Raw genomic sequence first — 14,152 nt, 5'->3', positions numbered from 1 at the left:
CCATGGATGGTGGCGGCGGGTCGGGGTGACGGGCCCCCGGCCCCCGTGCGGTGGTGCGTGGGGACCGGTATCCCGACGGGTCCGGCTGGACGGGGTCATCACGCCGCCTTGCGGACGAGACGCGCATAGGCGCCGCTGCCGCCCAGCAACTCCTCGTGCGTCCCGTGCTCGACCACCGTCCCCCGGTCGAGCACGATGATCTGGTCGGCGCGGCGCACGGTCGAGAGCCGGTGCGCGATGGTGATGGTCGTGCGGGTCGTGCCGGGTTGGTCGAGGGCACGGGTCATCGCCAACTCCGTCGCGGTGTCGAGGGCGCTCGTCGCCTCGTCGAGCAGAAGCACGCGCGGGTCGCGCAGGATGGTGCGGGCGAGGGACAGGCGCTGCTTCTCGCCGCCGGAAAAGCGATGCCCCCGCTCGCCGACCACGGTGTCATACCCGTCGGGCAAGGCCGCCAGGAGGTCGTGCAACTGCGCCGTCCGGGCGGCCGCGTGCAGGTCCGCGTCGGTTGCGTCGGGCCGGGCGAAGCGCAGGTTCTCCGCGACGCTGGCATGAAGCAGGTACGGGTCCTGGGTGACGACGCCCAGGATGTCCGTGAGCGAGTGCAGGCTCAGGTCGCGCACGTCGACGCCGTCGTAAAGCACGGCGCCGGCATCGACGTCGTAGAGGCGGGCCAGCAGGTAGCCGAGCGTGGACTTGCCCGATCCCGTGGTGCCCACGATGGCGGTGTGCGAACCCGGCGGGATGTCGATGGTGACGCCCCGGATGGTGGCCGGTCCCGCCCGGTCGTAGGAGAAGGCCACGCGATCCAGCCTGACGTGGCCTGCGACCGCGGCCTTGTCGAGCGTGACGGCGTCCGGCCGTTCTGTGATCTCGACCGGCTTGTCGAGGTATTCGAAGATGCGGGCAAACAGGGCGCGCGTCTTCCTGACCTCGACGCCCGAGCGCAGGACCTCTTCAAGCGGGAACAGGAGTTGCTCCTGCAGGGCGATCATGGCCACCAGCGTGCCGATGGTCATGGCGGTGCCCGACGCCATCATCCAGCCGCCGAGGAGCAGGGTCAGGGCCGGCATGGCCTGCAGCACCAGGTCGATGATAGACCACTGCCACTGGCCCGCCGTGTGGGACCGAACCTCCAGCGTCGCGACTTCGCGCGACGCCCGGGCGAAGCGTTGCGTCAGGTACGACGTACGCCCCATCGTGCGGGCGAGGACGATGCCGGACACGGACAGGGACTCCTGCACCGTCGAAGACATCCGCGCGATCCGCTCCTGCTGCTCGTAGGTCAGGGCCTCGCGCGTCCGGCCGACCCGGTCGCTGATCCAGGTCGCCAGCGGCAGGACGAGGAACGAGAGCAGGGCCAGCCGCCACTCTAGGAGCAGCATGGCCGCGGCGGTCATGACGACGGTGCTGGCGTTCCGGGTCGCCTCGCCGGCCGTGTGGGTCACCAGGGCCTGCAGGGCTCCGATGTCGTTGGCGATGCGGGACTGGATGTCACCGGCCCGGGTCGCCGTGAAGAACCGCAGCGAGAGCGACTGGAGGTGGGTGTACACCGCCACCCGGAGGTCGTGCATGATCGCTTGCCCGACCTTGGCGGTGACGAGGACCTGCAGCACGCCGATGCCCGCCCCCACGGCGGCGAGACCGACGAGGCTGAAGGACAGGATGGCCAGCAACGGCAGGTCGCCCTTGGGCAGGGCCTCGTCGATGATAGCCCGGAGCAGGAACGGGGCGGCGAGCCCGGTGGCCAACGCCAGGGCGATCAGGACCAGGACCAGCGCGATCCGCTCCCGGTATGGCCGGAACAGGCCGAGGATGCGCGCCACCGACACATGCGTCGTGGCGACGTCGTCGTAGGCGGTGTCGTCCGCCATTTCCGGTTCGAACTGGTTCGCTGGATTATGTCTCATGGACCTGGGGTTGCTGTCGTCCGGATTAGTGATCCACGTTTGGCGGAGGTATCGAACGCGATGCGCCGTTTGCCGTGGCCGAGGCGGCCGGCCGTTTTCTTACGATCTGCCGAGAATGCGCCTCCCCGACAGGATGACCTGCAGGGTCTGGGAGCTCAGCCGCTCCTGCTGGGCTCGCGCTTCGTAGTTCATCAAACGGACAATGATGTCATCATTCCACGAATGCTCGTTTTCCAGCCCTGAGATGACGGCCTTCGTCACCGTTTCCCTCAGCAGTATCTCGAAATCATCGTCCGGTCGTTCTGGACATTCGGCCATGAAGCGCCTTCCTCCGTGCAGGAGGGGGCTAAGCGTGCTCGATTACGGCAGCATTACGCGATGTCCGGTCCGTGGGATGCGCAAAGCCGTGTGCCTGCTCATCTCGTTCATTGCGCGGACAATCGCGATCCGAGCTACGTCGGGCATAGGACCACGCTCGTGAAGCCTGAGAATGAGTCTATTCCGAAGGTCGTCTTATGCAGTCATCGGAGGTCCGCTTCATAAGGTCTGTTACTCGAGAGCGGACGGTCTCCAATCCACCCAACTCGGCCGTTCAAAGACGCCCGCCAACGCGACCGGAGCTGGCCGAAAGCCGCTAGTCCGCTCCAGAGCTTATCGGCCGGAAAAGCGGACGGTCGCTGAACGCATAGATGCACATGCCGAAGCGCGACGGCGACACCCGGGTAGTGTCCACTCTGCGCAGAGGAACAATTCAAGCTGATCAGCTAACCTTTTTGGATCGTCCCCTGAGCGTGAGATACGGCAACCTAGGCGGATCAGTCTTCTGAACGCCCTGGCGGCTGCGGAATCATGCACCGGCGAACGGAGCAGCGGCTGCTGATGCGCGCCGCTAGGGTCTCACGTGAGTGTGTAAGGGTTGCCCTGACGACGGGCCGGGTTTGCACGGACTCGATGCGCAAACCAAAAAGGTTATGTTGTCGGTACCCGTTCACCGCACAGCCGGCGACGTCTCCGCCCCGACATACGCTAAGGATCACGTCTCCGACTGCAGCGACCGAGAGTCGACCGATGCTCAGCATTGGTGCGGACGACAGCCAAAACATGGCCGGTCGCCTACCTCACGGCAGGTCGTCATGACGCTTTCCAACATCATGGTGAGCCTCGATGCTAGCAGCGGTACCCCCGCGAGGGTTCAGTTGGCCTGCAACCTCGCCAAACGCTTCGATGCGGAACTGACAGGCGTGGCAGCGCAGGATCCCCTGCCCATCTCGATCTACGGGAAGGGATCATACCTGGACAACCACATCATCGAGACCGCGGCCGCAGGCGCACGGGATGAGCTAGCCAAACAGGAGGCTGTCTTCCGGGAGATGACTAGCGGTTACGGAAAGGCCCATTTGCGCGTGTACGACAGGGAGCCCCTGGAATGCGTGATCTCGGAATGCGCGCGCTGCGACCTGCTGGTCGCGCGAGGCAATGATGACGCCAATTCGGGTGACATCATCCAGGCGCTGAGCCCGGCCGAGATCATCCTGCGCGCGGGCCGCCCCGTGCTCATTACGCCATCGGATCTTGATGACCTTCCCCTCAAGTGCGCCGTCATCGCATGGAAGGACACGCGCGAGGCCCGACGAGCCGTCGCGGACGCCTTGCCGCTGCTGCGGAAGGCGGAACGCGTCCTTCTCCTGACCGTCGCCTCGGCGGAGGCGGAGACGAATGCGGATGCGACCGAGGCGTACCTGAAGTGCCATGACGTGCAGTGCGAGCGGGTCGAGCTTCCAGAGAGGGCAAACGTCGTCCAGGCGGTGACCGGGCTTGTCCGCGATGAAGCGGCAGGTCTCGTGGTGGCCGGGGCCTACGGGCACTCGAAGATGCGCGAGTTCGTGTTCGGCAGCCTGACCTATGAGCTTCTCACGTCGCTTCGTACCCCATGCCTGTACAGCCATTGAGTGTCGTTCATTTCGGTCGGTGCGATAGCCCCAGTTCCGGGCCACGACCGCCGGCACGGCCTTCGTGCCTGTTTCATGCCCGCCGAGACCGACATGACCACGGGTTGCCGAAGAAGGGCGCGGCAAACGGCTCCCGGAAAAGCGAGCCGAACGAGGATCACAGGTCACCAGCCCTCGACACGTCTGGAGAGGAAACGCGACGGCCGCCCGCCCAGCATGGGCGGGCGGCTACGAAAGACATGGATGATGTTCGCAACGGCCGTCGTGGCGATGCCTGAATAGGCGGCGGCAAGTCTCGGGAACGCTCCCGTGCCCACCATCAGCGCGCTGACTCTGCAACGGATGAAACATGGGCTCCCAAAGGGCCCGAACCGAATTTCGGCGTCGGTCAGTACCTGGGTTCCCGAACCGACCGCGACTGCCGGCCTATCCGCTGTCACCCCCAGCCCTGCCAACCAATGGAGATCCTCCGACATGAAGCTCACGCTCGTCCTCGCGGCCACCATCCCGGCATTGCTCCTCGCCCAACCCGCCATGGCAGAGCCGTTCGGAAGCCCGGTCAAGGCGCTGTCCGCCGGAGTCCTCCCGACCAGCTACGCCCAGTACCGCCGGTTCGGTCATCGCCACCATCGCTATGGTCAGCATTACGGCTACCGGCGCGGCTATGGCTATCGTAGGGGCCCAGGTGTCGGCGCGGCCGTCGGCGCGGGTATCGGAGGTTTGGCCGCGGGAGCGCTCATCGGCGGCGCCATCGCCAACTCGCAGGCGCAGGCCGCCCAAGGTGCGGCGGACGCCGAGACGGTCGCCGCCTGTGCCCGTCGGTTCCGCTCCTACGACGCGGCAAGCGGCACGTACCTAGGCAACGACGGCGCACGCCATCCTTGCCCCTGACTTTTCGGACCGCTCCCCCGCGCTCGCACCTCCGGCGGCACGATGCTACCGCCATCCGAAAACACGTTCACCCCAAGGATACCATGCGCCTGCGCATCCTCGTGCCACTCGCCGGCCTGCTGGCACTCACCGCATGCAAGGACGAGAAGGCGGAGACGCCACCGGGCAACCCAGTGGCTAACCCTGCGACACCGGTACCGGCCAACCCTGCTTCCCCGGTCGTGCCGGCACCGGCCGCCACGCCCCCGGCCGAGAAGCCTGCAGGGCAGTGAGCCGCGGCATCACCTGAGGCGGTGGCGCTCCCGGCAGCTACGTGCCGCAGGGGCGCCAGCGTTTCAGGATCTCAGCCCGCAGCCTCCAGCGCGCGGGCAACGAGATTGGAAGCCATCAGCAGGCAGAACGCGGCGAGCATGGCAGTCGCGACGATGCCGAGGACGAGGTCGGACGTGCGCGGCACGCCCGGACCCTGGCCGTTTAACGCGACGTGTCTGACGCGGCGGGTTCGGATCATGGGATGCGGCATGGCCGGCCTCCGTGCTGTGCCGTTCGAATGATCGGGAAATGGATGCCCTGGGCGGCCGCTCGCGGTCGACGCCTCGGGCGCGTTCAGGACGCGAGAGCGATCAGGAGCCCCAGGACGCACGACAGGCCCAGGAGCCCACAACCGACGGCGCGGACAGCCCAAGCCATGGCGCGCCCGCGGTTCTCGTTCGCGGGGCTGGGCAGCTCGCTCGGCCAGCGCCGCCACTTGCGGCAACGCGAGGGCGCTTCTTCGACCCAGCCTGCCGGTGGGGCGTCAAGCTGACGGCGGCATGTCATCGTTCGAGCATCGCGTGCTTGCGCTGCCTGGGGCAAGCACGCCCGAGACATGGTCGTTGGCAAACTCAGGCACGCTCAGGCCGCCACCAAACCGCGCCAAGTCCTCGACGGAGTTCCTCCCCGCCGACGATGGAACCGTCCGGCCCGCTACCCCGGGTGCAGGTGGTCTCGGGAAGTCAGCCGGCTGGCTACGCCAATCCCGCGCGAGCCGTGCCGTCCGTGCCAGTGCCATCCTCATGCTGCCTCCTGTCGCCCACGCCGGTGTCCACGTCCAGGACCCACGCGACCGCGCCGTTCGGGTGGCGAAGCCGAGCCGCGTGTGGGGCACCCGTCCGGCCGGTCGCGCACCAGGTCCCGGGATCGTGCTTAAGCCTTCGTGAAGCGGCAAGCGCCTCGCCGGAGCCACGACGGGGGCTTCCCTCTGCGCTGTCAGGGTTGTCCCGACAGGCTTGCGGTCTTCTCTGACTGCAAGCCTGCGCCTCGCACCACAGATCACCTATCGAGCGGGATGGGGACCGCCGCCTGACCCAGGCAGCATCCAGGGCTAGGCGACACCGGCGACCGAACTGCGGTCACCGGTCCGAACCGTCCCGTAGGCACTCCGAACCATCGAGACCGTCCCGCGGCTCAACAGCCAGCCGCGGGACGGCCACCCCAAAGCCATCAGGGAGCCGAGTTCATGAAACGCCTTGCGATCGCCCTCGCGGCAGTATCCAGCCTCGTCTTGTTCTCGCCGTCCAGCGAGGCGCGGCCCTTCGGCCGGGGACATGGCTTCGTCGGCCATCACCACGGTTTCCACGGCCACAGAGGGCTAGGCTTCCGGGGCCATCATCGCGGCTTCAGGGGTCATTACCGCGGGTACCGAGGCCATCGGCACGGCTTCCGGGGCCATTACCGTGGGTACCGCGGCATCGGCTTCCGTCCGGCGCGGTTCGGCTATGGGCACCAATACGGCCGCTACGGCTACCGCCGCGGCTATCGTGGCCTGGGCCTAGCCGCAGGTCTGGGCTTCGGGCTCGCCGCCGCGTCCGCACGACCCGCCTACTACGGGGCGTCCTACGGCTACGGCTATCCCTACGCCCCGGTCGGCTACCGCTACGGCTACGGCGGGGGCCGACCCTACTGCGGCTACTGAGCAGCGGGCGGAGAGTGGCGACGGTCGCTCGACGCGAGACGAGGCTCCCCTCCGCCACGCGAACGAAGCCGGCCGGCATCGGGCGGTCCACGGACCGCCGGTGCCGGGTCATTCACTCGAAACTCCGAGGTAAAAGCCATGAAAAACGCAATCATCAGCGCCATCGCTGCCAGCGCCATGCTCGCGATGCCCGCCCTCGCTCAGGACAAGCAGGCGGCCCAGCCCGCGAGCGATCCGGCGAAGCCGATGGCGACCCCGCCGGCCGGCACCGCGATGCCGGCGACCTCGAACAGCGGGGCCATGGCCGCCGGCTCCGGCGGAATGACGATGGCCGACACGGCGACCGCCAAGATCAAGTTCGTCAGCGTCAAGCCGGCCGACGTCACGTCCTCGAAGCTTGTGGGCAAGAACCTCTACAACAACAAGAACGAGAATGTCGGCGAGATCGAGGACCTCGTCATCGAGAACGGCAAGACGGTGACCGGCGTCGTCGTCAGCGTCGGCGGCTTCCTCGGCATGGGCGAGCGTTACGTGCTGGTCGATCCCTCGACCATCTTCCTCCACCGCGACGGCGGTTCGCTGAAGGCGATGGTCGACGCCGACAAGGACACGGTCAAGAACGCGCCCGAGTTCAAGTACAACAAGAAGAACACCTGACCACCTCACCTCATGGCGGGGGCTCAGCCGTTCAACGCCGAGCTCCCGCTCGGGTCTCGCCATTAGCGACCATTGGGTGCGGGATTGTGCGGACGCAACGGTCAAGCTCCGTGACGACATCGGCCTGTCAGGGCAACCCTGACACGTGTCGGTGGAAACGGCATGTCCGCGCAAATTGCTTGCTGGATTGTAGAATTTAGGCGCTACTCGGCATGGTTGAACAGAAGATTCAGGCTGGCTGAAAGGTTCGCGCCCATGCTCATGGACATCATCAAGCTAGGTGCCCGTGCAAGGGCTGTCGGTCGACCGCGTGATGCTTGTCCGTATCCGGGCGACTCCCGTGAACGCCGGGCCTGGTTCGAGGGTTACGACGGTTCCTGCTGGGAAATGGCGTCTCGCATGCCTCACCCCGCTCGGCTCCTCCCGAACCTCGGCGACCCTGGGACCGGAGACGGCGTCGCAGCCCAGCGGCCTCTGCTGGCTTCGGCCTGAGCCCCGTCTCGGCACGTCAGGGCTTGTTACGCCAGCTCTGAAGCCGGCTGCTGCCAAGCCGGACCTGTGTGGGTGCTTCTCCCGACATGCGCGGCGCACCAGTGACGGTTACACCATGCCCCACACGATCCCAGTTGCCGCGAGGGCGTGATCCGGCCGCGCCTCGGCCAGGCTCCGCGAGACTGGGCGAACGACGGGGAGGTCGAGACGATGCGACGAAAGTCCCTGGAAGCGCTGAAGAACCGTTCGCTGGGTCGGCTGGAGCGGGTCGTGACCGTTCTGGTGGAGGCACAGCTTACATGCGGAGCGCCGCCGCCGGACTTGATCGGCCGGCTGCGGCGGATGGAACGCACAGTGCGGGAGCACCGAGGCGATCCTCAAACCATACAGGTCATCGAGTCGGGACGTCGCCTCTTGGGTGACGTAGGCGAGCTCGCCCCTACGGAATGCAATGTTCCGTCGGATCCTAGTCCATCGGATCCCAGAGTGTCGCGGGATGATCGATTGGTACCCTTCGGACGCCATAGCTAGGATCTCAAACCGTCGCCGCCGGTCTACGGACAGGAACAAAGCTTTGGGCTGCCAGCTCCCGAGCTAGGACTGCTTCCCTGCCCGTCGGCGGAGGACCTACACAAGCGACTGTCGATGACCGCACGGAGGCCAGGTGAGCACGATCCAACGCCCGCCGAACGGCTGAACCGCGGCAGCGGCCGCACCTTGGTCGCCCTGGCGTTCGCGGCCGCTATCCCGGTGCTGCTGCTCAGCGGCTGGGTCGCCACGCTGATGGCTCAGCAGCAGCGCGACCTCACGCGGGACGCCGCCGTGGCCAGCGCCACCCGCGTTGCCGAGCGCGTCGCGTCCGACATCGCCTCTCAGATCGCGGTGCTGCAAGCCGAGGCGGCCTCGGCCACCCTCGACAAGCCGGACCTTGCCGCCTTCTACGCCGAGGCCGACCGCCTCCGGCAGGCGCACCCGCTCTGGGCGACCGTCGAGCTCGCCGACCCCGACGGCGCCCAGGTCGTCAACCTCCTCCGCTCCCTCGACGAGGAACTCGGTCCCACCGCGGACCGCAAGAGCTTCGACGCCGTCGTGCGGACGCAGCGTCCCGTAATCGGCGGCATCGGCCCGGTCGGGCCGATTTCGGGCAAGCGTCTCGTCGCCCTGCGCGTCCCGGTCATCCGGGAGGGCAAGCTCCGCTACGTCCTCTCCGTTCGGCTCGCCACCAACGCGGTCAGCTCGATCCTGCGCGACGCCGGTGCACCGGAGGGCTGGGTCGGGACCATCGTCGACGCGGACGGCAACACCATCGCCCGCACCCGCGCCGAGTCGGAGGAACTCGGCCATCGTGCGAACGCCGCCCTGCAGGCGGCCATCCGGCGGGCTCCGGAAGGCTTCTACACAGGCTCGACGCTGGAAGGCTCCAACGTCGAGGTCGTCTACCGCACGCTGAAGAACACCGGCGGTTGGTCGGTGCACTTCGGCATGCCGGCCGCCACGCTGAACGCACCCGTTCTGCGGTCCTATGCGGTGCTCGCGGGCGGCAGCATCGTCAGCATCGGTCTCGGTCTCGCGCTGGTCTGGCTGGTCGGTCGAGACATAGCGCAGCGTCGGGCCGGCGAGCAGGCGCGGTTCGCCCTGGCGCTGCGGTCGAGCGAGGAGCAGGGCGCCGTGGCCGTGGAGGCCGCGGAGCTCGGAACCCTACGATGGGACACGGTGGGGGAAAGGGTGACCGGCTCTGCCCGTGCAGCCCAACTTCTCGGTTGGAAGGCCGCGATCCTGGAAGGCGGGGAGAGCGAGGCGGATGCCCGGGAGGTCCTGAGCACGGTCCATGACGAAGACCGTGAGCGGCTGTCGGAGGCCCTTCGGCAGAGCCTAGCGGACGGACGGCCTCTCGACATTGAGTTCCGCGTTGTCACACCGGGATCCGGCCCGCGCTGGATCCGCATGACCGGGCGCGTGCCGCAGTTGCAGGAGACACACGCCGGCCTGATCTACGGCGTGGTGGTGGACATCGAACCGCGCAAGGCTGCCGAGGCCGAGCGCGCCGAACTTCTGCGCCGGTTGAGCGAGGCGCAGGAGAACGAGCAGCGCCGGATCGCGCGCGAACTCCACGATCAGGTCGGGCAGACGGTCACCGGCCTGTCGCTCGGGCTCAAAAGTTTAGAAAGGCTGCTCGGGAACGGGGCTCAGGGCGACGTAGGCCGTCACGTGCAATGGCTGCAGTCGCTCGCCGGTGAGATCGGGCGCGACATACACCGAGCCGCCGTCGACCTCCGACCGACTGCCCTCGACGACGTCGGCCTGCGTGAGGCGCTCGCCACCTTGCTGCGCCAGTGGACGCTGCGCCACGACATCCGCTCGGACTTCCAAGTCCTCGGCGAGAGCGTCCGCCTCCCGGCGGCGGTAGAAACCGCCATATATCGCATCGTGCAGGAAGCGCTGACCAACGTCCTAAAGCACGCGCGAGCCTCGACGGTCAGCGTGTCCATGGAGCAGCGCGCCGAGGAGGTGCGGGTGATCATCGAGGATGACGGCGTCGGCTTCGACGGCGAGGCGGATCCCAGGCCATCCGCCAAGCCTCGGCTGGGTCTCTCCGGCATCCGCGAGCGGCTGTCCCTGCTGCGAGGAAGCCTCACGCTTGAGACGTCGCCGGGATCGGGAACCACGCTGTACGTCCGCATCCCGCACCCGCAGCAGATCGCCTGAGTCACGGAGAACGTCAAATGAACCGCATCCGTGTCTTCCTCGCCGACGACCACCCCATCGTCCTCGCGGGCATCCGGACGCTCCTGAACGCCGACCCAGAGATCGAGCTCGTCGGCGAAGCGACGAACGGCGGCGAGGCCCTTCCTCTGATCCGCACCCTCGTCCCCGACGTCGCGGTGCTCGACGTCTCCATGCCGGGCCTCAACGGCCTCGAACTGACGCAGCGGGTCGCCGCCGAATGCCCGACGACCCGCGTCCTGGTGCTGACGGTCCACGAGGACGCCGCCTACGTCCAGCCGCTGCTCAAGGCCGGCGCGCGAGGCTACCTTCTCAAGCGTTCGGCGGCGGATGACCTGCTCCGCGCGGTCCGCGCCGTCGCGACGGGTGGCGTCTATCTCGACCCGTCCGTCGCCGGCCAAGCCCTTGCCGACCCGTCCGCCTCGGCCGGCGGGACCGGGCCGGGCGAGGATGGCGAGGCCTTGAGCCCGCGGGAGACGGAGACCCTGCGGCTGATCGCGCAGGGCTTCAGCAACAAGGAGATCGCGCGGTGCATCGACGTCAGCGTGAAGTCCGTAGAGACCTACAAGGCGCGGGCGGCCGAGAAGCTGGGCTTGCGAACGAGGGCGGAGATCATCCGCTACGGCGCCGCGCATGGCTGGCTGGACGCGCTTACGCTTCGCTAGCCCCACGTCTCTCCACCAACTGCAGCGTGCTTCGGCGGAGCCGCGGCCGAATCGTTCGGGAGGAACCATGCAACACCGCATCGCCCCGCTCGTGCGCGAGGCCGCGACGTTCGATGCCATAGCCGACGGCCTCGCCCGGGGGGCGACTGTCCACGTCCGCATGGGCAATCACTTCGGAGCCCGGACGCTCCTGCGCATGTGCCGGGAACACCGGGTGAAGGCGTTGAAGAGACGCTGCCAGGCTGCGGCGATCCTGGGCCGCGAGCTGCCTTCGACCGACCCGGTGAGCCGTTAGGCGGTCGTGATGGGTCAGATGTCGATGCGGGCGCCGATCTCGACCGCCCGTTCGGCCGGGATGCGGAAGTAGCGAGAGGCGTCCGTCGCGGCCAGCGCCATCGCGATGTACAGTCGGTCCTGCCAGACCGGCATGCCCGTCACCGGCGAGGCCACGAGCACCCTCCGAGTCAGGAAGTAGGACAGGCCGCCGGCGTCGAGCCCGGCGCCGGCGAGGGCTTGGGGCAGGTCAGGCAATTCCGTGAAGCCGTAACGCACCGTCACGCCGGCGAAGGCGTCGGACAGACGCTCGACGGTGACGCGTCCGGCCTCGAACACCCTGGGCACCTCTTCGGTCACCACGGTCAGGATGAGGTTGCGCTCGTGCAGCACGTGGTTGTGCTTGACGTTGTGCATCAGCGCCCCGGGCGCGTCCTCCGGCGACCCGGTGAGGAAGACGGCCGTTCCCGGAGCGCGCAGGACCGAGCCGGTCTCGGCCATGCGCGTGAAGTCGGCCAGCGGAACGCGGTGCTCGTGGATGTGCGCGGCGATTAGCGCCGAACCCCTCCTCCAGGTCCACATCGCCGTGACGAGCCCGGCGCCTGTGGTCAGGGGCACCCAGCCGCCGTGGAGGATCTTGAGGGCGTTGGCGGAGAGGAATACCAGCTCGACGAGGAGGAAGGGCGCGAGGACGAGGGCCGCGACTGCCGGCGGCCAGCGCCAGAACCGCCACGCCACGACGAAGACGAGGCACGCCGTGATCACCATGTCACCGGTGACGGCGATGCCGTAGGCGGCGGCCAGCGCGCTGGACGACTTGAACAGCACCGCCAGGAACACGACCGCGATCAGCAGCCACCAGTTGATCCGTGGGATGTAGATCTGGCCTTTCTCGGTCTCCGACGTGCGCAGGACGCGCATCCGCGGCAGGAGGCCGAGTTGCATGGCCTGCTGCGTGATCGAGAACGTGCCGGTGATGACCGCCTGGCTGGCGATGACCGTCGCCACGGTCGCGAGCAGCACCATCGGCAGGAGGGCCCAGGACGGGTAGAGCAGGAAGAAGGGGTTCTCGATCCGCTCAGGATGGGCGAGCAGCATTGCGCCCTGCCCGAGGTAGTTCAGCGCCAGGGCCGGCAGGACGAGGCCGAACCACGCCGCCCGGATCGGCTGGCGGCCGAAGTGCCCCATGTCCGCGTACAGCGCCTCCGCCCCGGTCACGGACAGGAACACGGCGCCGAGCGCAAGAAGGCCGGCGGTGCCGTGGCTCAGGAGGAAGGCGATGCCATGCGTCGGGTTGAAGGCGGCCACGATGCTCGGGTCGTCGAGCAGGTGGCTGAGGCCGCCGAGCGCCATGACGGTGAACCAGAACGCGGTCAGGGGACCGAAGAACAACGCCACCCGCGCTGTGCCGTGGCTCTGGACCGCGAACAGCCCGACCAGGATGGCGAGGCTCAGGGGCAGGACGTAGGGGTCGAGGGCGGGCGTCACGAGCTTCAGCCCCTCGATGGCGGACAGCACGGAGATGGCCGGCGTAATGATGGCGTCGCCGTAGAACAGGCTGATGCCGATCATGCCGAGGACGATTACGAAGCCGCCGGACCGGCCAAGTGCCCTCTGGGCGAGCGCCACAAGGGATGGCGTCCCGCCCTCGCCGTCGTTGTCGGCGCGCATGACGATGAGCACGTACTTCAGCGTTACGATGAGGATGAGTGCCCAGAGGATCAGGGAGACCACGCCGAACACCATCTCGCGCGTGGGTGCATGTCCGCCGCCTGCGGCGGCATGCAGCGACTCTTTCAGCGCGTAGAGCGGGCTGGTGCCGATGTCGCCGTAGACCACGCCTACTGAGCCGAGTGCCAGCGCCCAGAAACCGGTCTTCGAGCCAGCACCTGCGTCGACCGGTTGGGGCGTCTGCGACGTCGAAAACTCGGTCCTGGCGGTTGCGGGCATGAAGGGCTCTCCAGGTTCGTGACAGGGCCACGATCGCGAACCGTGCCTCCAACGGGCGAGCGGCCAGGAACGTTCGCGCGGCTTGGCGCGCACACCAAACGCATCGGCTTCCGTGTTGGGTTCGGACCGCGGGGACGATGCGTGAACCCGCTTGGATCAGGCTTCAACGACTTTTCGTCAGGAGGCGACGGGTCCGGCGATGCATGCCAAATCGGCCTACCTGTGAATGCCGGGTGATCTCACATGCGCTCCTTGATGCCCGTCGACACGAGCCACCAGTTCACCGGGTATTCCAGGTCCTGCAGGGCCGCGGGCCGGCGGCCGAAGGTGAGCGCCCGGCCAACGGCATCGTCGGCCCCCTCGACGCCGGCGGATAGGTAGGCGACCGGCAATCCGTTCGGGACGCAATGGCCGGGGCGAACCCGCAGGGCCACGACGACCCCATGCTCGTGTGCCCAATCCGCGAGCCCGTCCACGTCGAGCGCCTGCAGGTAGCCTCCAGCTGCCGCCGCGACGGGCGCTCCCCCGGGCACCTCGGCCGGGGGCTGCGTGTCGGCGGCCGTTAGAGCGTTTTCGGTTTAATCTGGCTCATATCCCGCGGCGGCGAAGAAGTTGGCGCATTCGTCTGGCGTGATGGTGTCGATGAGCCGGCCGATGGCCGTCCACAGCCCTTCGACCGTGCGCTCAGCC

Annotated in this window: 12 protein-coding genes and 2 pseudogenes; 8 read left to right on the top strand and 6 right to left on the bottom strand. The window is 67.8% G+C overall.

Annotated features, from left to right (window positions below; all coding sequences use genetic code 11):
* Nucleotides 1-98: 98 nt before the first annotated feature.
* Both J4O73_RS21045 and J4O73_RS21040 read right to left on the bottom strand, forming a co-directional pair.
* Nucleotides 99-1,871 (bottom strand): ABC transporter ATP-binding protein, encoded by a 1,773-nt coding sequence (locus J4O73_RS21045; RefSeq protein WP_426220569.1) that lies wholly within the window; start codon nucleotides 1,869-1,871, stop codon nucleotides 99-101.
* Nucleotides 1,872-2,006: 135 nt separating this feature from the next.
* Nucleotides 2,007-2,225 (bottom strand): hypothetical protein, encoded by a 219-nt coding sequence (locus J4O73_RS21040; RefSeq protein ID WP_426220567.1) that lies wholly within the window; start codon nucleotides 2,223-2,225, stop codon nucleotides 2,007-2,009.
* Between the two features lie 815 nt (nucleotides 2,226-3,040).
* Here J4O73_RS21040 and J4O73_RS21035 point away from each other — a divergent pair.
* Together J4O73_RS21035 and J4O73_RS21030 are read left to right on the top strand one after the other, a co-directional pair.
* Nucleotides 3,041-3,856: a hypothetical protein gene (locus J4O73_RS21035; protein ID WP_426220566.1), complete on the top strand. Its 816-nt coding sequence runs from the start codon at nucleotides 3,041-3,043 to the stop codon at nucleotides 3,854-3,856.
* A 474-nt stretch (nucleotides 3,857-4,330) separates the two neighbouring features.
* Nucleotides 4,331-4,747: a BA14K family protein gene (locus J4O73_RS21030; protein WP_426220564.1), complete on the top strand. Its 417-nt coding sequence runs from the start codon at nucleotides 4,331-4,333 to the stop codon at nucleotides 4,745-4,747.
* Between the two features lie 343 nt (nucleotides 4,748-5,090).
* Here J4O73_RS21030 and J4O73_RS21025 read toward each other — a convergent pair whose 3' ends face one another.
* Nucleotides 5,091-5,270 (bottom strand): hypothetical protein, encoded by a 180-nt coding sequence (locus tag J4O73_RS21025; RefSeq protein ID WP_426220562.1) that lies wholly within the window; start codon nucleotides 5,268-5,270, stop codon nucleotides 5,091-5,093.
* A 975-nt stretch (nucleotides 5,271-6,245) separates the two neighbouring features.
* On the opposite strand from J4O73_RS21025, the gene J4O73_RS21020 reads away from it, so the two are divergent.
* From J4O73_RS21020 to J4O73_RS20995, 6 genes are all read left to right on the top strand, one after another.
* The gene (locus J4O73_RS21020; RefSeq protein ID WP_426220560.1) at nucleotides 6,246-6,701 is read left to right on the top strand and encodes a hypothetical protein; all 456 of its coding nucleotides are present in this window, start codon (nucleotides 6,246-6,248) and stop codon (nucleotides 6,699-6,701) included.
* Nucleotides 6,702-6,839: 138 nt separating this feature from the next.
* On the top strand, nucleotides 6,840-7,358 hold the full coding sequence (locus J4O73_RS21015; protein WP_426220558.1) for a PRC-barrel domain-containing protein: 519 nt from the start codon (nucleotides 6,840-6,842) through the stop codon (nucleotides 7,356-7,358).
* Between the two features lie 162 nt (nucleotides 7,359-7,520).
* Nucleotides 7,521-7,850, top strand: coding sequence for a ribosome modulation factor (locus J4O73_RS21010; protein ID WP_426220556.1), 330 nt, complete (start codon nucleotides 7,521-7,523; stop codon nucleotides 7,848-7,850).
* Between the two features lie 645 nt (nucleotides 7,851-8,495).
* Nucleotides 8,496-10,556, top strand: a complete 2,061-nt coding sequence (locus J4O73_RS21005; RefSeq protein WP_426220554.1) for an ATP-binding protein — start codon at nucleotides 8,496-8,498, stop codon at nucleotides 10,554-10,556.
* 17 nt (nucleotides 10,557-10,573) lie between these two features.
* Entirely contained in the window at nucleotides 10,574-11,239 is a 666-nt protein-coding gene (locus J4O73_RS21000; RefSeq protein WP_426220552.1) for a response regulator transcription factor, read from the top strand.
* Between the two features lie 67 nt (nucleotides 11,240-11,306).
* Nucleotides 11,307-11,534, top strand: coding sequence for a hypothetical protein (locus J4O73_RS20995; protein ID WP_426220551.1), 228 nt, complete (start codon nucleotides 11,307-11,309; stop codon nucleotides 11,532-11,534).
* 14 nt (nucleotides 11,535-11,548) lie between these two features.
* On the opposite strand, the gene J4O73_RS20990 is transcribed toward J4O73_RS20995, so the two are convergent.
* The 3 genes and pseudogenes from J4O73_RS20990 to J4O73_RS20980 all read right to left on the bottom strand — a co-directional run.
* Nucleotides 11,549-13,462, bottom strand: coding sequence for a potassium transporter Kup (locus J4O73_RS20990; protein WP_426220549.1), 1,914 nt, complete (start codon nucleotides 13,460-13,462; stop codon nucleotides 11,549-11,551).
* Nucleotides 13,463-13,701: 239 nt separating this feature from the next.
* Nucleotides 13,702-13,998: pseudogene (locus J4O73_RS20985) on the bottom strand (DUF2254 family protein); the annotation flags it as partial.
* A 42-nt stretch (nucleotides 13,999-14,040) separates the two neighbouring features.
* A pseudogene (locus J4O73_RS20980) lies at nucleotides 14,041-14,152 on the bottom strand (IS630 family transposase); the annotation flags it as partial.

Origin of the sequence: Methylobacterium sp. NFXW15, from assembly GCF_049887755.1 — a bacterium.
Taxonomy (GTDB): Bacteria; Pseudomonadota; Alphaproteobacteria; order Rhizobiales; family Beijerinckiaceae; genus Methylobacterium.
The sequence above is the reverse complement of the archived record's forward strand: the minus strand, read 5'-3'. Positions and strand labels throughout refer to the sequence as shown.